26 protein-coding genes are annotated in these 21,578 nt (G+C 37.6%); 4 read left to right on the top strand and 22 right to left on the bottom strand.

What is annotated here, in order from left to right; translation table 11 throughout:
• Position 1: 1 nt before the first annotated feature.
• The 3 genes from D9O48_RS08295 to D9O48_RS08285 are packed head-to-tail and all read right to left on the bottom strand — an operon-like array spanning position 2 to position 1,988.
• On the bottom strand, positions 2-478 hold the full coding sequence (locus D9O48_RS08295) for a gliding motility lipoprotein GldH (protein ID WP_158624847.1): 477 nt from the start codon (positions 476-478) through the stop codon (positions 2-4).
• Between the two features lies 1 nt (position 479).
• Positions 480-1,355, bottom strand: a complete 876-nt coding sequence (locus D9O48_RS08290; protein WP_126972480.1) for a YicC/YloC family endoribonuclease — start codon at positions 1,353-1,355, stop codon at positions 480-482.
• Positions 1,356-1,391: 36 nt separating this feature from the next.
• Entirely contained in the window at positions 1,392-1,988 is a 597-nt protein-coding gene (locus D9O48_RS08285) for a pseudouridine synthase (protein WP_126972479.1), read from the bottom strand.
• A 281-nt stretch (positions 1,989-2,269) separates the two neighbouring features.
• Between D9O48_RS08285 and D9O48_RS08280 the strand changes: the two genes are divergently transcribed.
• On the top strand, positions 2,270-3,217 hold the full coding sequence (locus tag D9O48_RS08280) for a UDP-3-O-(3-hydroxymyristoyl)glucosamine N-acyltransferase (protein WP_126972478.1): 948 nt from the start codon (positions 2,270-2,272) through the stop codon (positions 3,215-3,217).
• Positions 3,218-3,315: 98 nt separating this feature from the next.
• Here D9O48_RS08280 and D9O48_RS08275 read toward each other — a convergent pair whose 3' ends face one another.
• Both D9O48_RS08275 and D9O48_RS08270 read right to left on the bottom strand, forming a co-directional pair.
• Positions 3,316-4,308 carry an SDR family NAD(P)-dependent oxidoreductase gene (locus D9O48_RS08275; protein WP_126972477.1) on the bottom strand — a complete coding sequence of 331 codons (993 nt, stop codon included), beginning with the start codon at positions 4,306-4,308 and terminating at the stop codon, positions 3,316-3,318.
• A gap of 69 nt (positions 4,309-4,377) precedes the next feature.
• Complete coding sequence (locus tag D9O48_RS08270) at positions 4,378-5,220, bottom strand: 3-hydroxyacyl-CoA dehydrogenase family protein (RefSeq protein WP_126972476.1); 843 nt, start codon at positions 5,218-5,220, stop codon at positions 4,378-4,380.
• A 153-nt stretch (positions 5,221-5,373) separates the two neighbouring features.
• Here D9O48_RS08270 and D9O48_RS08265 point away from each other — a divergent pair, with 153 nt between their 5' ends.
• The 3 genes from D9O48_RS08265 to D9O48_RS08255 all read left to right on the top strand — a co-directional run bounded on the left by D9O48_RS08265 (position 5,374) and on the right by D9O48_RS08255 (position 7,270).
• Entirely contained in the window at positions 5,374-5,811 is a 438-nt protein-coding gene (locus tag D9O48_RS08265) for a nucleoside deaminase (protein ID WP_126972475.1), read from the top strand.
• A gap of 131 nt (positions 5,812-5,942) precedes the next feature.
• On the top strand, positions 5,943-6,545 hold the full coding sequence (locus D9O48_RS08260) for a superoxide dismutase (RefSeq protein WP_126972474.1): 603 nt from the start codon (positions 5,943-5,945) through the stop codon (positions 6,543-6,545).
• 110 nt (positions 6,546-6,655) lie between these two features.
• Positions 6,656-7,270, top strand: coding sequence for a hypothetical protein (locus D9O48_RS08255; protein WP_126972473.1), 615 nt, complete (start codon positions 6,656-6,658; stop codon positions 7,268-7,270).
• Positions 7,271-7,394: 124 nt separating this feature from the next.
• Here the strand turns inward: D9O48_RS08255 and yidD are convergent, their stop codons facing one another.
• From yidD to gldC, 17 genes are all read right to left on the bottom strand, one after another.
• Positions 7,395-7,625, bottom strand: coding sequence for a membrane protein insertion efficiency factor YidD (gene yidD / locus D9O48_RS08250; protein ID WP_199750533.1), 231 nt, complete (start codon positions 7,623-7,625; stop codon positions 7,395-7,397).
• Entirely contained in the window at positions 7,600-8,010 is a 411-nt protein-coding gene (gene rnpA / locus D9O48_RS08245; protein ID WP_126972472.1) for a ribonuclease P protein component, read from the bottom strand. Before rnpA ends, yidD begins: the two co-directional genes overlap by 26 nt.
• A gap of 60 nt (positions 8,011-8,070) precedes the next feature.
• The gene (gene rpmH, locus D9O48_RS08240) at positions 8,071-8,226 is read right to left on the bottom strand and encodes a 50S ribosomal protein L34 (RefSeq protein ID WP_126972471.1); all 156 of its coding nucleotides are present in this window, start codon (positions 8,224-8,226) and stop codon (positions 8,071-8,073) included.
• Positions 8,227-8,403: 177 nt separating this feature from the next.
• The gene (locus D9O48_RS08235; protein WP_126972470.1) at positions 8,404-9,285 is read right to left on the bottom strand and encodes a DUF6252 family protein; all 882 of its coding nucleotides are present in this window, start codon (positions 9,283-9,285) and stop codon (positions 8,404-8,406) included.
• Between the two features lie 10 nt (positions 9,286-9,295).
• Positions 9,296-10,114, bottom strand: a complete 819-nt coding sequence (murI, locus tag D9O48_RS08230) for a glutamate racemase (protein WP_126972469.1) — start codon at positions 10,112-10,114, stop codon at positions 9,296-9,298.
• A gap of 64 nt (positions 10,115-10,178) precedes the next feature.
• Positions 10,179-10,709 carry an OmpH family outer membrane protein gene (locus D9O48_RS08225; protein WP_158624846.1) on the bottom strand — a complete coding sequence of 177 codons (531 nt, stop codon included), beginning with the start codon at positions 10,707-10,709 and terminating at the stop codon, positions 10,179-10,181.
• Between the two features lie 103 nt (positions 10,710-10,812).
• Complete coding sequence (locus D9O48_RS08220; RefSeq protein WP_233589215.1) at positions 10,813-11,331, bottom strand: OmpH family outer membrane protein; 519 nt, start codon at positions 11,329-11,331, stop codon at positions 10,813-10,815.
• 28 nt (positions 11,332-11,359) lie between these two features.
• Positions 11,360-14,086, bottom strand: a complete 2,727-nt coding sequence (locus D9O48_RS08215; protein ID WP_126972467.1) for a BamA/OMP85 family outer membrane protein — start codon at positions 14,084-14,086, stop codon at positions 11,360-11,362.
• 78 nt (positions 14,087-14,164) lie between these two features.
• Positions 14,165-14,917 (bottom strand): isoprenyl transferase, encoded by a 753-nt coding sequence (locus tag D9O48_RS08210; protein ID WP_262707382.1) that lies wholly within the window; start codon positions 14,915-14,917, stop codon positions 14,165-14,167.
• Between the two features lie 229 nt (positions 14,918-15,146).
• Entirely contained in the window at positions 15,147-16,001 is an 855-nt protein-coding gene (gene porG, locus D9O48_RS08205; protein ID WP_126972465.1) for a type IX secretion system protein PorG, read from the bottom strand.
• A gap of 76 nt (positions 16,002-16,077) precedes the next feature.
• The gene (locus tag D9O48_RS08200; protein WP_126972464.1) at positions 16,078-16,959 is read right to left on the bottom strand and encodes an NAD kinase; all 882 of its coding nucleotides are present in this window, start codon (positions 16,957-16,959) and stop codon (positions 16,078-16,080) included.
• Positions 16,960-16,970: 11 nt separating this feature from the next.
• Positions 16,971-18,368 carry a POTRA domain-containing protein gene (locus tag D9O48_RS08195; protein ID WP_126972463.1) on the bottom strand — a complete coding sequence of 466 codons (1,398 nt, stop codon included), beginning with the start codon at positions 18,366-18,368 and terminating at the stop codon, positions 16,971-16,973.
• A gap of 42 nt (positions 18,369-18,410) precedes the next feature.
• Positions 18,411-19,067 carry a CBS domain-containing protein gene (locus D9O48_RS08190; RefSeq protein WP_126972462.1) on the bottom strand — a complete coding sequence of 219 codons (657 nt, stop codon included), beginning with the start codon at positions 19,065-19,067 and terminating at the stop codon, positions 18,411-18,413.
• An 86-nt stretch (positions 19,068-19,153) separates the two neighbouring features.
• On the bottom strand, positions 19,154-19,924 hold the full coding sequence (locus D9O48_RS08185; RefSeq protein ID WP_126972461.1) for an alpha/beta fold hydrolase: 771 nt from the start codon (positions 19,922-19,924) through the stop codon (positions 19,154-19,156).
• Positions 19,925-20,048: 124 nt separating this feature from the next.
• Positions 20,049-20,600: a CvpA family protein gene (locus D9O48_RS08180; RefSeq protein WP_126972460.1), complete on the bottom strand. Its 552-nt coding sequence runs from the start codon at positions 20,598-20,600 to the stop codon at positions 20,049-20,051.
• Between the two features lies 1 nt (position 20,601).
• The gene (locus D9O48_RS08175) at positions 20,602-21,057 is read right to left on the bottom strand and encodes a GatB/YqeY domain-containing protein (RefSeq protein ID WP_126972459.1); all 456 of its coding nucleotides are present in this window, start codon (positions 21,055-21,057) and stop codon (positions 20,602-20,604) included.
• 9 nt (positions 21,058-21,066) lie between these two features.
• Positions 21,067-21,414, bottom strand: a complete 348-nt coding sequence (gldC, locus tag D9O48_RS08170) for a gliding motility protein GldC (RefSeq protein WP_126972458.1) — start codon at positions 21,412-21,414, stop codon at positions 21,067-21,069.
• Positions 21,415-21,578 lie beyond the last annotated feature (164 nt).

Below are 21,578 nucleotides of genomic sequence, written 5' to 3'. Positions count from 1 at the left end.
ATTAAGGAATTTTTTCTACTCTGATACCTGCATTCATTACATTCAGCAATGGATCTTCACGCATGATCTGAGCAATTTGAAAAGTATAATTACCTGCTTTTACGAATTTAACGGGTTGTGCGTCGATTAAGATTCTATGTTCAAAAATATCATCCATTCCAGACCCGGTCCACCCTTTTTCATCATCTCCCAGAATCAGTTCTACCTTTGAGTTTCTTACGGAATCTTCACCCGGAATCTGATACTGAATATTTAACCAGAGGTTCTTGTATTTATAAGCATCCGTATGGCGAATGACTGCATAAATATGATAGAAAGCGGTGGTATCTTTCACATCAAAGCTTATGCTCGGTTGAAAGCTACCTGACCATTGAAAGTTAGGGATTTCTACGTTTTTTTCAAACACATCAATTGTTTGACAACTATTGAGAAGTCCGCAAAAAGAAGTTAATAAGAGGGCGAAAAAAATATTTTTCATTTTATAAAACATTCAATATCTGTTCTTTAGCTTTTTCTAATTCATCTTTCATTTGTACTACACATTTTTGAATGGTAGCATCATAGGCTTTTGCACCGGTCGTATTGATTTCACGTCCGATTTCCTGTAGAATGAACGATAATTTTTTCCCTTTATTTTCTTCGGTCTCATCCAAAATAGACTTAAAATAGTCGCAGTGATTTTTTAATCTTACCTGTTCTTCTGAAAGGTCAATTTTTTCAATATAATAAATTAACTCCTGCTCTAAACGGTTGGTATCGTAATTTTCTTTTCCAACACCTTCTTCGAGTAATTTGGTGAGATTATCTTTAATTTTTCCTTTACGAAGTGGTTCTAATGTTTTGATTTCTTCCTGTAAAGTTTCTATATTATTGATACGTGTAAGTAAATCGTTTTCTAATACTTTTCCCTCTTCGCTGCGATGTGCATTCAGGTCATCTGTAGCTGTTTTAATCACTTTTTTGAAGCTTTCCCACTCATCGTCAGTCAGGGTTTCGCCGGTAGGTGTAATCACTTCCGGAAGCTTAATAAGCGTAGAGAGAATTGCAGATGGATCTAATCCTAATTCATTTGATAAAGCGGCGATTGGTTTATAATAAGCTTTTGCCAGATCGGTATTGATACTAACCGGTTTTGTACCACCGCTTTCTTTCAGGCTGATCGTACAATCAACAGTTCCTCTTTTCAGCTCGGCAGATAATAAAGTTCTGATTTCAAATTCAAACGGCTTTAAAAACGCAGGCATTTTTAATGACAGCTCGAACTGCTTTCCATTCAATGATTTTATATCCACTAAAAAAGTTTTATCTCCTACTCTTTCTTCAGCTCTTCCGAAACCAGTCATTGATTTTAGCATATACTTATTATTTTAAAGCAAGGTAATTAAAAAATACTACATCTGACGTCGTGAAAAGAGCAAAGACTGAATTTCGCCTAAGGAAAGTTCTCTCATTTCACCACTTAACAAACCATCTAAAGTTAATCGTTCTATCCGGTATCTGATTAATCGTAAAGTAGGAAAACCTATAGATGCGGTCATTTTCCGAACCTGTCTGTTTTTACCTTCTGTAATGATTACCCGAATCCAGGTATCAGGTACCGACTTTCTAAATCTTATGGGTGGATTACGAGCAGGAATCGTTTCATAAGCATCCAGTACAGATGCTTTTGCGGGCAATGTTTTATACTTTTTACCGTTTATGTTAATCTCAACGCCTTTCAATAAAGGTACCAGGTCTTTGTCAGCAACATTACCTTCCACCTGAACCCAATATTCTTTTTCATGCTGGCGGGAGGGGTGTAACAATTGGTAGTTTAAACGCTTGTCGTTTGTTAAAATCAACAAACCTTCGCTATCATAATCAAGCCTTCCAACTGGATAAACATCCGATGGAACATCAAAGAAATCTTTCAGTGACAACTTACCGTTTTCATTGGTAAATTGAGATAAAACATTGAAGGGTTTGTGAATAATAAAGTAGCGATGCATAGGCAAAAAAAAACCTCCTGAATGCTCAGGAGATTTATTATGTAGATGGGTTAGTAAGTACAGGAAAATAATTTCCCTACACAATATTAAAAATAATTTTTTCTTTCTAAAAAAAATTCTACATATTTTTTATTCACATTTTTTAAAGGGTTGTGGAAATCTGTAGCTTCTTTGCATAAAAGTATATTCAAAAACAATCGATTCTAACATTTTCTTACCACTCTTTCTGAGGTACAAAACGTTACCTTTGCTTAGCACGAACGTGAATAAAATATACATTTATGAAATTTGAACAACCTGTCACCGTCGATTGGATGGCTGATTTTTTAGGTGCAACAATTGAAGGTAATAAGTCTGATTTAATAACCGGCATTAATGAAATTCATAAAGTAGAAAAGGGTGATCTGGTATTCGTAGATCATCCCAAATATTATGATAAATGTATTCAATCTGATGCTGACTTTATCATTATCAACCAATCAACCTCCTTCCCTCCCGATAAAACATTGTTTATTGTTGATCAACCGTTTGAAGCTTATTTAAAAATTGTTCAACACTTCAGACCTTTTACCGAAACCAAGGAACCAGTGAGTTCAACCTTAGTAGTAGGCCAGGGATCTTATATTGCCCCGAACGTGTATATCGGAAAGAATGTTGTAATCGGGAAAAATTGTCGTATTCACCCAAACGTTACCATCATGGATCATGTAACCATAGGTGATAATGTAGTGATTCAGGCAGGCAGTATAATCGGCTCTGACGCTTTCTATTATAATACCAAAAAGAACAGGTCGGTCTGGTATAAACGCATGGAATCATGCGGAGGTGTGATTATTGAAGATGATGTTGAGATCGGTGCGGGTTGCACCATCGATCGTGGCGTAACTCATAACACGGTGATCGGACGTGGTTCTAAATTCGATAATATGGTTCATATTGGTCACGATACGGTTATTGGCAAGAACTGTTTAATTGCCGCACAGGTAGGAATAGCAGGGGCTACAACGCTGGAAGACGGTGTTGTTTTATGGGGCCAGGTTGGCGTGTCTAAAACTTTAACCATCGGTGAAAACGCTGTGGTGTTGGCGCAAAGCGGCGTACCATCCTCTCTTGCAGGCAACAAAACCTATTTTGGCTATCCTGCTGAAGATGCACTTTCAAAAAAGAAAGAACTTGTATGGATAAAACGAATTCCTGAAATCTGGGAAAAGCTGAAAGACAAACTTTAACAGCTCATTTCATGAAATAAAAATCCCCGCTGTTTATTCAAAAGTTAAACCTTGAGTAAGCAGCGGGGATTCTCTTTTAATAAGTTAATGAAGCATTTTTACTTCAGGTTTTGCAGGTATTTTTTAGCCGATATTGCAATAGCATTTTGTAACGGCGTAAAACGAAAGTCTGGTAATACTTTTAATATTTTCGAATTATCAAAATATGTTTTACTCTGTGCTACTTTTGCGGTTTCAAGAGTCAAAAGAGGTTTGCGATTGTTAAATAAAGATTTTACTTTTTCAACATACGCCGCTATTACTCCCATTAGTCGGGTAGCCTTTTTCGTAGGTTTCTTTTTTCCGAAGGCCGTCGCTATTTCATTAAACAGGTTTTGAAAAGTATAGTTATCTCCATTAACAATAAACCTTTCGTTTTTAGTATCTGTTTGCATTATTTTCAACAACACTTTAGCTACATCTTCTACAAATACAAAACCATTAACACCTTCGGTATACCATGGAAATTCTTCATAAACAGTCTTGAATATTTTGCAGCTTGAATGATTCCAGTCACCGTATCCGATAATCGTACTTGGATTCAGAATCACTACATCCATGCCTTCACCCATTCCACGCCAGACTTCTCTTTCTGCATAGTATTTACTGATCGCGTAATTAGTATTTGTTTTAGCGTTCGTCCATTTCTTTTCTTCGGTTACTTTCTCTCCATAAGAGGTTCTTCCGAGTGCAGCAACCGAACTGATATAATACATTTTTTTGATGCCGTTTTCAATAGCCATGTTCACGACATTGGCAGTACCGTCCACATTGATTTTAAACAACTTTTTCTTGTCGCTTTTGTAAAAAGAAACCAGGGCTGCTGCATGTACAACAATATCGATTCCTTTCATTGCATCCTCAAGACTTACCACATCCAATATATCTCCTTCTACCCACTCTACGTTCCGGTTAATAGAAGCATCAATAAAGTCGGGGTAATTAGACGAACGATGAATAGCTCTTACGGCATATCCTTTTTCAACCAATGCCTGTAAAATATATGCACCTAAAAAGCCGGTACCTCCTGTAACTAAAACTTTCTGTGTCAAAACTGATATTTATGTAATCGATGTTATGCGAAGATAGTTCATAACCGTAATGTAACCTCTTTTTACAGACTATTTGTAATCGTAAAACCCCTTTCCGGTTTTTCTTCCCAAATGTCCTTTTTCAACCATTGCTTTTTGAATAAGGGAAGGCTGCAGACGATTTGGTTTTCCTAATTGCTGATAAACAATATCGCTCACTGCATAGTTGATGTCATTACCAATTAAATCTAATAACCGGAAAGGCCCCATCTTAAAACCTGATTGTTCCAATAACTCATCAATCATTTCAAGAGGTACTCCTTTCTTGTGCAGATAAAGAGATTCCAGATAATATGGGCGTGCAGCGTGATTCACTATAAAGCCCGGTGCATCTCTGCATAAAACCGGTGTTTTTTGTAAAGAGCGGGCAAAGTTCATTAAATAGTCTGTTACCTGCGGGGAGGTATGCTCTGTTTTTACCACTTCCACCAATTTCATAATGGTAGCAGGATTAAAAAAATGTAACCCGGCCACCCTTTCAGGGTGTTCGAGTTCATTAGCAATGGAAGCAATGGAGATAGAAGAAGTATTACTTGCCAGAATAGTTGACGGTGGGTTATGTTTCTGTAAACATTGAAATAACTCAACTTTGACTTCAAGTATTTCTACTACTGCTTCAATTATAAGATCTCCGGTACAATCAGCGGTATTTGTCGTATAAGTGATTCGGGATGTAATCTGATCTTTTTCCTGCCCGTTTAGTTTTCCTTTTGCAACTAACCTCTCCAGATCCTCACCTATCATTAATTGTGCTGTTTGAACAGCGTTGGCCTGCAAATCGTAAAGAACAACAGAATAGCCATTTTGTGCAGCCAGCTGAGCAATACTTCGCCCCATTGTTCCCGCACCACAAACTACTATCTTTTGATTCATAATAAGTGTTTATATATTAAAGATAATATCTATTTTAAATGTTCAGTCTTTTTCTTTTGCAAGCCGAATATAGCTAAAATACACTGAGCCGGGTATAAAAATTGTAGCAGATACGGTTACGGGTAGATACAAGGAAGTTTGTATCTTCGATGCATGACTGACGAGTACTTCATGCAACAAGCAATAAATGAGGCAAAAAAGGCTTTTGAGGCCGATGAAATTCCCATTGGAGCAGTTGTGGTTTTAAACGAAACGATCATCGGGAGAGGACATAATCAGGTAGAATTGTTAAATGATCCGACTGCACATGCAGAAATGATTGCACTCACGGCTGCTACCAATTATATGGGAGCCAAGTACCTTACCAATTGTACGCTCTATGTAACGATAGAACCTTGTTTGATGTGTTGCGGCGCTTTACATTGGAGTAAGGTAGCACGAATTGTCTGGGGAGCTGACGATCTTAAAAACGGGCATAGGAAGTATACAGAAGACCGGCACCCTTTTCATCCGAAAACCACCGTTACCAACGGAATTTTAAGTGAGGAATGTGCCCGGTTAATGAAAGACTTCTTCCTCGGAAAAAGATAACAGAAAAGCATAACCGATTAAAATTATTAGTAATTTAATAAAGCTTCTCCTATTGTTTTTAAACATTCCGGCACTTAAATTTGTATTATAAAAGCATACACAAGTATTGTTAAACGTAAAAATCAAATATTATGGCATTTACATTACCACCTCTACCATACGCAACAAATGCGCTTGAGCCGAACATTGATGAGAAAACCATGGAAATTCACCACGGAAAACATCATCAGGCTTATGTAGATAACCTGAATAAAGCTATCGCAGGAACAGAAAATGAGAATAAGAGCTTAGAAGAATTAGTAAAAAATGCAGGTGCAATTTCTCCTGCGGTAAGAAATAATGGTGGTGGTCACTGGAACCATACTTTCTTCTGGGAATCATTAGCGCCAAAAGCCGGTGGTACACCAAGCGGCAAATTAGCTGATGCAATCAATTCAACTTTCGGTTCATTTGATGCATTTAAAGAGAAATTTAATGCTGCAGGAGCAACCCGTTTTGGTTCAGGTTGGGCCTGGTTAATTGTGAAAGACGGAAAACTGGAAGTTTCGTCTACGCCTAATCAGGATAACCCATTAATGGACGTTGCCGAAGTAAAAGGTACTCCAATTTTAGGTTGCGACGTTTGGGAACACGCTTACTATTTAAAATATCAAAATAGAAGACCGGAATATTTAAGTGCTTTCTGGAACGCTGTTAACTGGAACAAAGTTGCAGAACGTTTCGAAAAAGCATAAGAATTGTTTCTATCAGTCAATATTTTTTCTTTTCTTAGCTTCCCTATACAGTTCCCTGTCAAAATGTGAATTGTATAGGGATCTTTTTTACATCTTATAAAATCAATGATATGAAACTTTCTAATTTATTACTGGCCGGAATGATTGCTGTTGGATTAGCATCTTGCGGTGAATCTGACAAAACTCCAAAAGAGTTTAAAAAGGTAGTTGTTTTTTCAAGTGGTAAGATTGATGCTACAAAAGCTGATGTTCTTTTTGCAGTGAGCCCTAGTAACCAACACAACGAACAGGAGTTTGACATTGCCGGCAAAAACTCAATTGACGTATTAATCGGTGATGAAAAAATCAGTTTTGACGTAACTGCTCCGGGATATTACATTATCAATTTCAAGAAAGATACGCTGGTAGGTAGCAAAATGTCATTTGGCGATGAGGGAACTCCTAAAAAACTAGGTGCTGATGATGTTGACAGAATGATTGATTCTACTCAAAAATTATTAAAGGGTGAAAATGTAAGTGATGAAACAAGAACTTATAGTATCGTACCTAAAGCAATTAAAAGAGTAGGTGATCACGAAAACACGAAGGTTTACGGACCTTTTTCAAATGTTCCTTACGAAATCGAAGCAGGATCTGACGGTAAAGCGCCGGATATTCTGAAATTCTATACGAATCCTCAAAAAAGAAAATCGCTCGATGAGTTATTGGAGCGTTTAAGAAAATAATTACTACCGTTTGCGGTATTGAGAGCTGTTTCACTTTTAGTGAAGCAGCTTTTTTGTTGTAATTACTCTTGCTACAGAATTTTTAACACTTAACTCTTCATTCTCAATTCTTCACTCTTCATGTTCACGGTACCGGATCATGCCCATGTCCACCCCAGGGGCCGCAACGGGCTATTCGTTTAACCGCCAGCCACAATCCTTTTACCACACCATATTTTTTAAGTGCTATATAGGCATATTGTGAACAGGTGGGTGTATAACGGCATTTAGGCCCGAGCAAAGGAGATATTCCCCACTGATAAATTCGAATGAGTAGTAAAAAAGGATAACTAAGTATTTGGAGTATCCGCTTCATGGGCTTGTACGATAAGAAGCATTTTATTTAATAACTCCTGCATTTTAGCAGCAATTAGTTCATAGGGTGGCTTCTCTTTACCATTATAAACAAAAAACAGAATTAAAGGTTGATTTTTGCCGGCTATTTCTGTTTGTAAAGGTAACTTCTGTAAGCGATATGCTTCTCTTAATTTCCGTTTGATGAGGTTTCTTTCGTGTGATCGCTTAAAGTTCTTTTTACTGGCACTAAAAGCTGCCTGAAGAGGTGCATCGGCCTGTTCGGGAAACAGATAATGCATACGTAAAGGGAAGGCAGTAATTTTTTTTCCTGATTGAAAAAGGTGTTCAATCAGTTTCGTTTTTTTTAAACGCTCTTTTTTATTGAGAGTAAACTGCTTAGGCATCTGATAAAAAAATTAGCCTTGTAGTGATACAAGGCTAAAATAAGATATATGCTTAATTGACTATTTTAATTTTCTTTCGTCAGAAACAGTCAACTTTTTACGGCCTTTTGCTCTGCGGCTAGCTAGAACTTTACGACCGTTTGCACTTTGCATACGTTTACGAAATCCGTGTACTGTTTTACGACGACGGCGATGAGGTTGAAATGTACGTTTCATAATTTTAATCTCTTATTCACTTTTGAAATACGACCAGGGAGAAGCTGGTCTTGGTTCCATTTTCGCCAACAGGTCACCACACCCGATGGTTTGTGAAAGGATGGCAAAGGTAGGGAAACGATTCAAAAAAAAGCAATTTTTTTTAACAATCGTCACAACACATTGACGATCAGCCTCCTAATAGCCAATATTTACTTCTCCTGTGATTCTTTTGGTAATTGCGTTACCGGCATCCGTTACATCCGCTGAAAACTTAAATTTCAACTTTTTGGCATTTTCATCAAAACTAAAATCAGAAACACCCGTAAAACCTGTATAAACCTGATTATCAGGACCCGACACAGCAATTACAGAAGAACTTTGCGGTTGTTGGGCATTATTAAGAGCGATACCGATGGTAATCTGCTGAGCTCTTTGATCATCCACCATTGTTATAGAAATTGCTTTATAAGCCTGGTAAGTCACCACTTCAAATTCAGCATCTCCTGAACGGTTCACTCCATCAAACGACCAGTTTGAAGCACCTGTTGCACCTTCTTCCACATCAGGAATAGTATTGTCTGAGCCAAAATAGAGCTTGGTAATTTTTCCTTCGGTAATACTTACGCCCGCATTTCCGTTGCCTCCATTAATCGTTACCAGTTGCAGGTCAAAAGCAAAAGTGGCGCTGAAAAACCCTTTCTCAAAATCAATCTCGGTAATTTCCAGTACAGGAACAGCTGCATCACCTTCTTCATGCGTGATCAAAAAAGATGCATCGGAATAAGCAGTCGGATCGTTAAAAGCAACGCTGGGATCAATGCTCAGTTCAGGGTTGGAGTAAAAAGTACCGACTTTCGGGTCTTTTATCATAAAAACAATACTTTTTCCATCGTTGGTAGTTCCGATAATGCTCAGAATAGATTGGCGATAATCAGCCTGTGCATTTTCTGCATTCCAAAGTGTACCATCGATTTTCATGGAAAAACCGCCTTTTTCTTCGGGTAATTCGAAACTTTCTTCTTTCTGGCAAGAAGCGAACCCTATGGAAAGTAAAAATAAATACTTTAAAATTTTCATGATAATTCCATTAAGTTAAATGAATGTGTTCCGCCTGTATCGACTCGCCGTAAAACAAAGAAGCTGCAGCGTCAAAACTTTCTACATCATCTGTTGTAAAATAACGTCGTTTTCCATTTCTGGTACATTGCTCGTCTATTTCCGGATGACGCTTCAAATAATCTACCAAACTTTTTGCCACGATATCACCCTGCGATACAATTTTTACATTTTCCGGAAAATGGCTCTTTAACGAGTTTTCAATCAGGGGATAATGGGTACAGGCAAGCAAAACAGTGTCTATCTGATCAGACTGTTGCATCAGTTGATGCGAATATTTTTCTAAGAAGTAATCCATTCCGGGTGAAAGATGTTCCTGCTGTTCAATCAGCGGAACAAATAAAGGACAGGCCTGCTGCAACACTTTTACTTGCGGATAGAACTTATCAATTTCGAGTAAGTAACTTTCAGAAGCAACTGTTCCTTTAGTGGCCATGATACCTACGGTATTAGACCGTGTCATATTTCCGATAACTTCTGCTGTAGGACGAATTACTCCTAACACACGACGGTTACTGTACTGTTGTGGAAGATTTTTTTGCTGGATGGTGCGCAATGCTTTTGCCGAAGCCGTATTACAAGCTAAGATTACTAAAGGGCATCCTTCAGCGAAAAGTTTTTGCACAGCTTGCCAGGTATATTGATACACTGTTTCGAACGACCTTGTACCATAGGGAGCACGGGCATTATCTCCGAGATAAATAAAATCGTAAGAAGGTAATACAGAAGTGATAGACTTTAAGATAGTCAATCCACCATATCCTGAATCAAAAACACCTATTGCACGCATGCTGCAATATAAAAAAAGCCCTCCACATTGTGGAAGGCTTCAGAAACTTTATATATTTTTTTGACTATTGTTTTCCTACCTGAATGGTAGCAGGAATTGTTACACTTAATTTTTTAGCAACTAAAGGCAACAAGTCATCTGCATTAGGAGCAACAATCATTGCTTCTTTTTCAAGAACGTAAGTATAGTTACCTTCTTTAGCAATAGCCTGGATAGTAGTTAAAGCTTTAGCTTGAATAGGAGCAATTACTTCCTGTTGTTTCTTTTGAAACTGGTCTTGCATTCTTTGATCTTCCTGGCTTAACTCTTGTTGCAACTTCATCAGATCCTGACGTTTTACAGTTTTTTGAGCTTCAGTCATTTTTAAAGAGTCTGCTAAGAATTTTTCAACAGAAGCATTAAAAGCTGTTTCTTTATCATTAGCGCTTTGAATTAAAGCGTTTCTGAATTCTTCTAATTGTGCTTGTGCTTTAGCGGTTTCAGGCATGATCATGATCACCTCATTTACGCTGATATAACCAATTTTTTGTGCATTCGCTTCAAAACCACTCACTGTTAAGAATACAATAGAGAGTGCAATCAAAACTTTTTTCATGTGTTTCATAATTTAAAAAAATCCACCGACGAATCGGTTATTGGGTTGATTGTTTATGGAGTAATAATACGAAATACTTTCGAAAAACCGAGTGAATTGTAATTTATTTAACACCCAACTCTTTTAAAATATCTTCGCTTTTATCCAGTTTAGGATCGGAAAAAATAATTGTTATTCCTTCGCTTTTATCTAATATAAAATCATACTGACGAGCAGTAGCAATTTTCTGAATCGCCGCATATAATTTATCCTGTATCGGCTGAATTAACTCCTGACGTTTCTTGAACAAATCACCTTCGTAACCAAAAACTTTTCTTTGCAGATCTTTAATTTCTTTTTCCTTTAGAAATAATTCGTCTTCACGTTTTTTCAAAAGCGTCGGACTTAGCAATGCTCTTTCCGCATCATATTGCTGATAAAGCCGGTCGAGGTTTGCCTGCAATTGTCCGATTTCTTTTTCAGCCTGTTGCGAAAAAGCGTTCAACTTTTCCGTTGCTTCCGTATACTCCGGAAGTTTTCCTAAAATATATTTAGAATCAATAATAGCATAACGCTGTGCAAACAATCCGGTACTACCTACAAATGTTAAAAAACAGATAGCAAACAAAAATTTCTTCATCATAACATAAGAATTTAAAGATGAACACCTGTTATTCCGGTTCAAATCCTAACATAAAGGTGAACCTGGTTGCGTTTTTGATGCCATTTCCTGGCGTAAGTCTATCAAAACCAACACCATAGTCAAATCCTAACAAACCGAACATCGGTAAGAAGAAACGCATACCCACCCCTGCAGAACGGCGTAACTTAAACGGATTGTATGACTTATAATCATACCAGCCGTTCGCGGCCTCGAACCATACCATACCAAAGATAGTAGAGTTTGGATTCGTAGAGAATGGATATCTCAATTCTAACGAATATTTATTAAATATGGTAAAGAACTGTCTGGCATTTGATTGATCAGGGTTTACTTTAGGGTCAGAAGTTTCATAAACCGGGTAACCTCTGTGTGCGATGATATCATACCCCATCACCCAGTTACCGTTTGCTAAACCTGCATCCCCCACCTGGAATCTTTCGAATGGAGAGTAATCTAAGTTTTTATTGTATCTACCCATGAAACCATATTTGGCTGCAGCACGGATCACAAACTGTTTCGAGCGATCTTCTCCGTGCGGACGGCCGATCGGCAGAAACCATTCTGCGTTTACTCTCCATTTGTGAAATTCAGGTAACTTAAAGTTATCTGCATCCGAGATGCCCTTATTAAACAATGAATAAGGTGGAGTAAACTGAACACTCGCCATAAAGTTTGATCCGGAGGTCGGGAACATCGGGTTCGGACCTGCAGAGTTTCTGTTTAACGCCAGTTTCATACTAAGGTTGTTCGAAGTACCATCAGTGAACGCTTGCGTAAAGTATGGATAGTTTTGAAGTTTATATTGAGTAAAGTTCAATGAGTATACTAATGTAAAGAAGTCATCAGGCCATCTTAACTGCTTTCCTAATGAAACCACCACACCAAAGTTACTCAGCTTATTGGTATCACTGAAATAGTAACGATAGTTCTGATCCAGACCACCAGTACGGAACAAGCTCTTATAAGCACTAATCGTAAACTGGTTTCTTCTTTTTCCTCCTAACCAGGGCTCAGTAAATGAAACGTTATATGATTGATAAGCTCTACCGTTTGACTGTAATCGCAGGCTCAGTTTCTGACCATCCCCTGTTGGTAAACGATCCCAATAACCTTTTTTGAAAAGATTTTTAATGGAGAAGTTATTGAAAGTGACCCCTAGCGTACCGGTTAAACCGATACCACCTCCCCAACCGGCAGACAGTTCTAACTGGTCGGATGATTTTTCTTCTAAAGTAAAGTTGATATCCACAGTACCACTTTCCTGATCAGGAATCGGATTCATTCCGATTTTTTCCTGGTTAAAATAACCCAATTGAGATAACTCTCTTTGCGTACGGATCAAATCGGTACGGCTGAATTTCTCACCCGGAATGGTTCTGAGCTCTCTTCTCACCACGTGATCTTTCGTTTTCTCGTTTCCGGCGATATTAATATTCTTGATCGTAGCCTGCGGCCCCTCAATGATTCTGATTTCAAAGTCAATCGTATCATTGTAGACTGCCGTTTCAACCGGATCTACCTGGAAGAATAAGTATCCATCATCCATGTAGTAACCGCTGATATCACCTCCTTCCGGAGTTAACTCTTTACCTAATTTTCTGTAAAGTGTTTCAATATTGTAAATGTCTCCTTTCTTAATACCCAGAAGAGCAGTTAACAGAGAGTCATTGAATTTTGTATTTCCTTTCCAGGCGATGTCACCAAAATAGTAACGGTTACCTTCTGACACTAATATTTCAATTTCCATTCTTCCTTTGTTATTGAAATACTGCGTATCTTTTATGATGTTCGCATCACGATATCCGATAGAGTTGTAGTAACGGATAACGCTTTCTTTATCTTCCTCGAATTTCTTATCGTTGAATTTAGCAGAGCTGAATAGTTTAAATCTGAAATACGGATCTAAGAAATCCTTGGTTTTGGTAGGGCTGAGAAATCCGTAATCTTTCATAAATTCCTTAAACGATGGTTTTGTGGAAACCCCAAAGTAACTGGTATCGTTTTCCGGATATAATGTTAGTCGTGATAATTCTTTCGTTCCTTTTAAGCGCTTTTTCAATTTCAATTCAGAAACTTCTTCATTTCCGTAGAAGCTTACATCTTCTACTTTCACTTTGCTGCCTTTGTTTACGTTGTAATAAAGAATTACTGTATTCGGAAGAGCCGGATCAGGTGCTTCGTCAACATTAATTTTCACATTCTGGTACCCCTTCTCACTAAAATAGCCTCTGATCGCATCGGTAGAAGTCATAATTACGTTTTCAGTAACAACTCCACCGATCCTTAATCCCATTTTCGGCTTCAACTCATCTTCGTCAGTCTTTTTTACTCCTCTTAAAACATATTTTGAAAGTGCGGGGCGTTCGGTAACGCTTATTTCGAGATAAAGATTTTTTCCTTCCAGTTTGGTATAATAAATCTCTACATTGGAGAATAATCTTTGATTCCAGAGGTTAATAATGGCTTTGCTGATAATATCTGAACCCGGTAGTAATATCTCAGAACCCACATGTAACCCGGAGATTGACATCAACAATTGTGCATCATATCTGGAGGTACCGGTAACGGTAACGCCAGCAATGGTATATTCAATCGGTCTTAATGAGTTGTTGATTGCCTCTAACACCGGATCGGGTTTAGAGGGTATGGTATCTGTATTCTGAGCACTTACAGAGCCAATAAAATTAATCGTCAAAAACAGTTGAACTATAAAAAATTTGAACTTGCGCTGCATTCCGGGTTGTTTAAGCTGGAGCAATTTAACTTGAATAATTAAAAGGCTTTGTTAAAAAGTAATCATTTCGCCAACTTTCTATAAAGATTCGGAATCGGAAGGTGCAATCTGAGCACTGGTTTTACCGAATCGTCGTTCTCTACTTTGAAAGTCTATAATAGCTTGATATAAATGTTGTTTTCTAAAGTCCGGCCATAAAACTGGGGTAAAAACCAATTCTGTATAAGCCAGCTGATATAACAAAAAATTACTGATTCTGAATTCACCGCTGGTACGGATCATCAGTTCAGGATCAGGAATCTCTTTGGTACTAAGGTTTTGCTGAAAGACATCTTCTCCCAACTCTTCTACTTTTAAATCGCCGTTGGCAACTTTTCTTGCAATGTTTTGTACAGCGTGCAGAATATCCCATCTACCGCTATAACTTAATGCCATTACTAAAGTTAACCCGGTATTTTTAGAAGTAGCGGCAATTGCTTCCTGCAACTGTTCATAGGCATGTGCCGGCAAGCGGTCTACACAACCGATGACAGTCAATCGTATATTATTCTTGTTTAATGTTGCTGTTTCTTTATTGATCGTTTCACAAAGAAGATTCATTAATCCGTCCACCTCAGCAACCGGACGATCCCAGTTCTCTGTAGAAAATGCATATAGCGTAAGATAGGAAACACCTAATTCGGCACATCCTTCTACTATTTCCCGTACACTCTCTACACCATGAAAGTGTCCGTATAAACGTTCTTTACCTTTTTCTTTCGCCCATCTGCCATTGCCATCCATGATTATAGCAATATGCTTAGGCAATTGGCTGGGGTTTATTTGCTCCATCAAAAGCTGCATACCTCAAATTTGAAGAGGTCAAAGGTACAAAAATTTATCAGCCAAGAGGAGTATCCCATCAGCATTTTTAAGCCCCTGTTGACTTTGTCTGAATTTAAAGGGTAACAATGTACGTATTTTTCCTGCACTTTGACACATTAATCTGCCAAAACAAAGATTTTGTCTATAAAAAAACGTTTCACAGATTTCTCCCATGAAACGTTTTTTATTCAGATCCCTAGTATTTAGGGCAATTATAAGAATTGAAATTAAATGACAAGGTAAGTAAAGCCATCATGTACTGATCTTTTTGCTTTGAAAATCCTCTTTGAGCATCTTTAAGACCAATCGGAATACCTAAATCACCAGAACGGTCCTGTAAAATGTAAGCGATAGAAGGCTGGCCGTTTACCGGAGGAAATGCTGCCGGTCCGGCATAAGTTGTACTTACATCATCCAGATAATCAGTATTGGTAAAGCGGTGTACTACCTCAAAACCGATGTTTAAACGGTCGTTGAGCGCGTATTTCACCCCTACTCCGAAAGGTATCATCATTGCAATGCTCTTGTAGGGTTTTCTGTCTGGATACAAGGATGTTCCCTGGCCTTCGGTATTCAACGGACGCAGAAAGTATTTTTCTCCCTGATAATAAGCATAGGGATCATAATAAAATGCACCCACCCCTAATGTTACATAAGGTGTAAACCTCAATCCCGGATCAACGGGATTGAACTTAAAGAAGTTAAAATCACCCTGAATAGACAGTTCATACACATTTGAGTTAAAGCTCAGATTTCTTCTTTGCATATACTCATTATGTGTATTATACTGATCAGAATAACCCAGCTGGGCAAACCCGAACTGTAATCTACCGGCAATATAATTGTTGATCTGCTTTCTAAAGAAGATAGTAGCAGCAGGTTTTAATCGGTTAATACGACCTCTGGTATTTAAATCTCCGAAATAATGGGCTGCACCCACACCAATACCAATTTCACCTTCTTGCTGATAGGCTTCATACTGTGCTTTAACTTCGAAAGAGATACCGGCCATCAAGATAAGAACGATACAGATTATACGACTGTTAAACATATTCAATCATGATAGTTAATAAATAAAATAAGTACAGTTCTTTCGATAGGTATTAGTTTTCGGGATTTGCAATATTTTAGTTACGGGTGTCTAAGCCCCAAGATAATTTATTTCTGAGTGTTTGCAGGAAGTTCGTTTCATTCAATCTTACCAAATGTATGTTAAATTGTTCTCTACGAACAGCCAACTGAACTTTTTTGTCAACGATTTCTTTTCTTGAATCCAGTGCACAGATAAACTGATCGGCCCTGCCTTCTATTTCAAAAGAAATGATATTATGATCAGGTACTACAATCGGGCGTATATTCAGGTTATGCGGAGCTACGGGCGTAATCACAAAACTCGACGACTCAGGAAACACGACAGGACCGTTACAACTCAAAGAATAACCGGTTGAACCGGTAGGTGTTGATACAATTAATCCGTCGGCCCAATAAGTATTCAAAAATTCTCCATTCAGATAAGTATGAATCTTAATCATCGGAGAAGTATCGGTTTTATGTATCGCAAATTCATTTAATCCGTAAGGAACATCTCCAAACAACGGCATATTTGCATCGAGGTGAATCATGGAGCGCTTATCAATCATTATGCTTCGTTTCACCAATGCCTGTACAGCAGCCTTTAGTTCATTTCTGCCGATAGACGCTAAAAAACCTAAACGGCCGAAGTTGATCCCTACCACCGGAATCGCTTTATCGCGAATCAGTGTAATAGTGTCCAAAAGCGTACCATCTCCTCCTAAACTGATTAAAAAATCAATATCTTCTGCAATTAAATCGGAATGAATACTAAACAACTTCACACTTTCGGGCCATTGCACAGCGCCTTGAATCGATTTGAAAAAAGGTTCATGCACCAGCATGTCTACTCTTTCAGCAGACAACTCGTCTACCAACTGTTGCAAATCAACCAGCTGTTCATTCTCTAAAAACCTGCTATAAATCGCTACTCGCATATTGTGATAACCTAAAAATCGTTTCTTACGTGTAAAAATAAGCCCTTTTGGCCTAACTGGTTAATATTATAATCTAACCGGAAAACAAAATCATAAAATGTTGTAATATCCAACCCTACTCCAGTAGTATATAATAGCTTATTATTCAGCAAATTATTTATATTAACTTTATTATATCCATAGCCAAGGTCGCCATAAACACGTGCAAAAATTCTGAAAGGCACCCTTTCAATGGTTTTTTTCTTCAGCAAATTAGGAATACTGAATTCAACAATCTGCCTGATAGCGGTTTGCCTGGATAAAGCTCCTGCCAGGCCATCAACCACATAATTTTCGAGGCCCCTCAGGTAAAAATCTCCAAATCCCATCATTCCAACATTATAATAAGGTTGCTCATTGGGTAACCTGCCTAAAAAATACCCCTGCCATTGTAAATAAAATTTATTCTTCAACGGTTGTGTATAGGTAGCCCTGCCATCGATCTGCCACATGTTTACCGGCGAAGAAATGCCCCTTTTAATGAAATTACCTTCTACCAGCCAACCTTTCAGCGGGTAATAGATATAATCTACACCGTAAAATTTAAAATTATATTTTAACTCGGGATAAATTACTTTCTTTTCGCCGTTGAGATAATTAGGATTTAATGCAAATATTTCGTCATCTATATGTTCACCATTTATAGAAAGCCGTAAAGAGTGATAAGTTCTTAAACCTGGGCGATACAGATAATCGATATGGGCATACCATTTCTTTTTTCCAAAAGGTGTCGTATCTACAAACTGAAGTTTATTGCCATCGGTCATATAGTTTACTTCGGCATTATGCGCATACGCAAATCCTACTTTAAAGCCATGTTTGAGTGTTGGATCTGAATAAGGCTGCTCGTATTGTATCTGAAATTGTTTAGTATAGCCGGTTATCAACCATACTTTGAGCTTATCATTTCTACCGCTAAAATTATTGTAAGTAAACTTCAGGCCATATTTTAAACGATCTAATCCAAGGCCCTGATTTCTCCATTCTGCGAAATTACGGTCAACAGGTTGCAAATAAGGAATGGGAAAAATATACCATCGTTCTTTTACGCTTACTAACACATCGATAGAGTCGTTTTTCAGAGAGTCCATTGCAAGGAAGGAATTGTGAAAAAGCAGTGTATTAGTTAATTGCATTCTTGCAGTATCAAACTTTTTTACTAACTCATCGAGTGTAAAAGCATCACCTGTTTTAAAAGGAATTTCTCTTTCAATGATATATCCTTTTGTTTTTTTATTGCCTTCTATTCTGATATTCCGGATCACGAACTTCTGATCGGCTATATTTAAATCAGGGGGTATAGTATCCTGTGCATAAACGAGGTTATGCGTTATCAATATAACGGATAGGTATAATAGTTTTTTTAGCATAAAGAGATTGCAACGCCAAAATTGATCCAAAGTAAAACAGAACTATAAGTTCAGGTAATTCATCAAATGATCTAAATTAGACTTCAGCTGGTTCACATAGCGTTCTTCTCCAAAATAATATTTTACTTTGTAATCATAACGTTGGAAAGTTGCAACAATAGTAGAAATCTCAATAGTATTAACTTTTAATACCACAAGTAAAGAAGGAGGTTGAGATTGTCTGAACGTATTTAACTGTGTAATTTGTGCATCGTTGGTTTCAACAAGTCTGCTGATTTCAGAAAAAGAGAAATTAATAGAGTCCATCTCCAGTACTATCACACCACCGGGATCCTGTACGCCGGTTTGCCTGCCAAGCTCGGTTAATAAATCAACCTGATTAATAACGCCTACTAATTCTTCATTTTCCACAACAGGAACTATTGCTATCCGGTAATCTAAAGCTACCTGTACAGCCTGCAGATAATAAGTATGTGCAGGAACCATCACTTTTGACAAACGGATATTACTACCTTGCAGCGTTTGTTCCTGAGAATTTTTTTGCAGATCCTCTTCAAACACTACTCCAAGATATTTGTCATCGTCTACTACCGGTAACTGTGACAAATGCGACTCCTGCATCAGCAAAAGCGCTTCACCAACAGTATCCTGATAGTGAAGAGTCGGAATATTAGATGATATCAATTCTTTGTTTAGCAAAAGAAAACATTTATATGAATAGTTTGGGTTTGTAATATATATACAAACACCTTACCTGCTATAAATATAGACGTAATTTCTCAAGCTTACGCTGCTGTAGGTGGTAAATTTTGTAAAAATTTATGCAAAATCTGGTTGAATTCATCAGGACGCTCCATCATTGGGGCATGTCCGCATAAATCTATAAAGTGCAGTTCGCTGTTAGGAATGAGTCTTTGAAATTCTCTGCCCACAAAAGGAGGGGTAATAGTATCATTATTTCCCCAAATCAGTAAGGTTGGAGCCGTGATCTGGCGTAATTCTTCACCCAGATTATTTCTGATAGCACTTTTTGCAAGAGCTAAAATTCTAATAACCTGTAAGCGGTTATTCACTGTTTCAAAAACTTCATCTACTAATTCTTTGGTGGCAACAGCCGGATCGTAGAAAGTAACTTCAGTTTTTTTCTTGATATATTCATAATCGCCTCTTTTGGGATAAGTATCACCCATTCCATTTTCAAACAACCCTGAGCTGCCTGTTAACGTAAGCGATTTGATTCTTTCGGGATGTTTTAATATATGCACTAAAGCAACGTGACCGCCAAGGGAGTTACCGAGAATATGCACATTTTTGTAATCGAAGTGCTCAATGAATTTATGAACATATTTCTGTAGTCCTCCTACAGAAGTATGCAGCAAATCCATTTCTAACAATGGAAGCATTGGTACTACTACCTTATAATGATGGCGGAAGTATTCAATTAATCCGTTAAAGTTACTCAATGCCCCAAATAAACCGTGCAACAAAATCAACGGTTCACCCTCACCTTCTTCAATAAATTTGAATTTATCCACTTGTTTGATCTCGTAATTCATCGGTTTATATTCGGTTCTAGTCGTTCTCTGATTCGCTAAAATAAATGTTTTGTTTGAATTTTCAGATAGGTTTTACAAGAACTATAAAAAAATTCATGAATTGCTCATATTTCCTTTTAAAATTCTAATCTACCTGAGATTCAAGTTTATGGGACCAATTTCCAAAAAATTCCTGTAATTCTTCAAAAGAACTTTTCAAAAAAGGTAATATTCCTGATAATGTGTCCAAAATCCAGGGGGCAAAATCAATTACCATCGGCAAAATAAGTGATCTTGATGAAAGTTCCGCAATATTACGGCTACTTACTGTTATATAATAAAAAATAGCTACGCTAAAAAAAGCAGTATATATAAATGCATATAACAGCATCCCCATGATTCTGTTTGCCCACCCTATCATCAACGTTGACATAGTGGTTTCAATTGCCTTAATCAGAATTTTTACTCCTAACATCACCAATAGAAAAACTAACGCAAACGCAATGAATGGCAACCATTTAGCATTCACACTGGTATGTTCGCCCAGCATTTTTGCAATAACGGCAGACATTTTAAGAGCAGCGGCCAACCCGATAATAACACCAAAAGTTGACAGCACTGCTCCTATAAATCCGTTTTTATAACCATTAACAATGGCTATGATAATGACTAAGATATATAATATATCAATCCACATATTATTTTGGCTGGCTCAACAATGATTTCACAACTGCACTGATAGCTCCGCCATCGGTTTTCCCCGCTAATGCTTTTGTTGCAGCACCCATTACTTTACCCATGTCTGCCGGTGAAGTAGCGCCAACGGAAGTAATAATTTCTTTAATCGCCGCCGTTAGTTCTTCCTCACTCATCTGAGCAGGTAAATATTGTTCAATCACAGCAATTTCCTCTTCCTCTTTTTTTGCCAGATCAGCCCGGTTCTGCTGTTCATAAATGGCCAGAGAATCTTTGCGTTGCTTTACCAGCTTTTGTAACAGCTTCACTTCGTCTGCTTCTGTTAACTCTTTATGAGTTCCATCGGTTTTCGCAAGAAGAATAGCTGACTTGATCGCCCGTAAACTTCTCAATGCAACTTCATCTTTATTTAACATGGCAGTCTTTAACGACCCCATGATTTTTTGTTCTAAGCTCATATTCTAAAGTTATGCTTTATTCTCTTTTAATTGCTCTTCTTTGAACTGAGTATAGAAATCTTTCGCAAATTCTTTCATCTTCTGTACTAAAGCTTCTTGTCTTGTAGCTCTGCCGAAAGTTTCTGCCATCGTCATGAATGTCTGATAATAAAAATCAGCCATCTCATCCACCATCATTTCTTTCGTCCATAAATCCATTCTCAGCGCTGTTTTATCAGTACCATCCCAAAACGATAACATTAATGCTTTTGCCGTACGATCAACATCCGCAGTACTGTCGGTTGCATTCCAGGTAATGTTCTCAGGAACTTTTTGCTCATCCAGCGATACATTAATTGTAATTGTTGACTTTTTCATATTGATTTTCTAATTATTCTTTGGTTTGAGCTTGCAAAATTACATTTTATCTAAGGCTTTTCAATAAAATTGAAAAAATCACGTTATTAATATTAGTAGAATTTATAATGCTTGGCTTTAATTTTCAACAAATTGAATATCAGGCATATATATTTCCACTTATA

It is taken from the genome of Gynurincola endophyticus, assembly GCF_003991195.1.
GTDB lineage: Bacteria > Bacteroidota > Bacteroidia > Chitinophagales > Chitinophagaceae > Gynurincola > Gynurincola endophyticus.
The sequence above is the reverse complement of the archived record's forward strand: the minus strand, read 5'-3'. Positions and strand labels throughout refer to the sequence as shown.

What these genes read in the sequence shown, in the direction of transcription:
- D9O48_RS08290 (WP_126972480.1), bottom strand. Translation starts at nt 1,355, where the DNA reads ATGCTAAAATCAATGACTGGTTTCGGAAGAGCTGAAGAAAGAGTAGGA.
- D9O48_RS08235 (WP_126972470.1), bottom strand. Translation starts at nt 9,285, where the DNA reads ATGAAAATTTTAAAGTATTTATTTTTACTTTCCATAGGGTTCGCTTCT.
- D9O48_RS08285 (WP_126972479.1), bottom strand. Translation starts at nt 1,988, where the DNA reads ATGCATCGCTACTTTATTATTCACAAACCCTTCAATGTTTTATCTCAA.
- D9O48_RS08215 (WP_126972467.1), bottom strand. Translation starts at nt 14,086, where the DNA reads ATGCAGCGCAAGTTCAAATTTTTTATAGTTCAACTGTTTTTGACGATT.
- D9O48_RS08255 (WP_126972473.1), top strand. Translation starts at nt 6,656, where the DNA reads ATGAAACTTTCTAATTTATTACTGGCCGGAATGATTGCTGTTGGATTA.
- D9O48_RS08225 (WP_158624846.1), bottom strand. Translation starts at nt 10,709, where the DNA reads ATGAAAAAAGTTTTGATTGCACTCTCTATTGTATTCTTAACAGTGAGT.
- D9O48_RS08175 (WP_126972459.1), bottom strand. Translation starts at nt 21,057, where the DNA reads ATGAGCTTAGAACAAAAAATCATGGGGTCGTTAAAGACTGCCATGTTA.
- D9O48_RS08200 (WP_126972464.1), bottom strand. Translation starts at nt 16,959, where the DNA reads ATGCGAGTAGCGATTTATAGCAGGTTTTTAGAGAATGAACAGCTGGTT.
- porG (WP_126972465.1), bottom strand. Translation starts at nt 16,001, where the DNA reads ATGTTTAACAGTCGTATAATCTGTATCGTTCTTATCTTGATGGCCGGT.
- rpmH (WP_126972471.1), bottom strand. Translation starts at nt 8,226, where the DNA reads ATGAAACGTACATTTCAACCTCATCGCCGTCGTCGTAAAACAGTACAC.
- D9O48_RS08265 (WP_126972475.1), top strand. Translation starts at nt 5,374, where the DNA reads ATGACTGACGAGTACTTCATGCAACAAGCAATAAATGAGGCAAAAAAG.
- murI (WP_126972469.1), bottom strand. Translation starts at nt 10,114, where the DNA reads ATGCGTGCAATAGGTGTTTTTGATTCAGGATATGGTGGATTGACTATC.
- gldC (WP_126972458.1), bottom strand. Translation starts at nt 21,414, where the DNA reads ATGAAAAAGTCAACAATTACAATTAATGTATCGCTGGATGAGCAAAAA.
- D9O48_RS08185 (WP_126972461.1), bottom strand. Translation starts at nt 19,924, where the DNA reads ATGAATTACGAGATCAAACAAGTGGATAAATTCAAATTTATTGAAGAA.
- yidD (WP_199750533.1), bottom strand. Translation starts at nt 7,625, where the DNA reads ATGAAGCGGATACTCCAAATACTTAGTTATCCTTTTTTACTACTCATT.
- D9O48_RS08195 (WP_126972463.1), bottom strand. Translation starts at nt 18,368, where the DNA reads ATGCTAAAAAAACTATTATACCTATCCGTTATATTGATAACGCATAAC.
- D9O48_RS08280 (WP_126972478.1), top strand. Translation starts at nt 2,270, where the DNA reads ATGAAATTTGAACAACCTGTCACCGTCGATTGGATGGCTGATTTTTTA.
- D9O48_RS08270 (WP_126972476.1), bottom strand. Translation starts at nt 5,220, where the DNA reads ATGAATCAAAAGATAGTAGTTTGTGGTGCGGGAACAATGGGGCGAAGT.
- rnpA (WP_126972472.1), bottom strand. Translation starts at nt 8,010, where the DNA reads ATGCCTAAGCAGTTTACTCTCAATAAAAAAGAGCGTTTAAAAAAAACG.
- D9O48_RS08180 (WP_126972460.1), bottom strand. Translation starts at nt 20,600, where the DNA reads ATGTGGATTGATATATTATATATCTTAGTCATTATCATAGCCATTGTT.
- D9O48_RS08260 (WP_126972474.1), top strand. Translation starts at nt 5,943, where the DNA reads ATGGCATTTACATTACCACCTCTACCATACGCAACAAATGCGCTTGAG.
- D9O48_RS08220 (WP_233589215.1), bottom strand. Translation starts at nt 11,331, where the DNA reads ATGATGAAGAAATTTTTGTTTGCTATCTGTTTTTTAACATTTGTAGGT.
- D9O48_RS08210 (WP_262707382.1), bottom strand. Translation starts at nt 14,917, where the DNA reads ATGGAGCAAATAAACCCCAGCCAATTGCCTAAGCATATTGCTATAATC.
- D9O48_RS08295 (WP_158624847.1), bottom strand. Translation starts at nt 478, where the DNA reads ATGAAAAATATTTTTTTCGCCCTCTTATTAACTTCTTTTTGCGGACTT.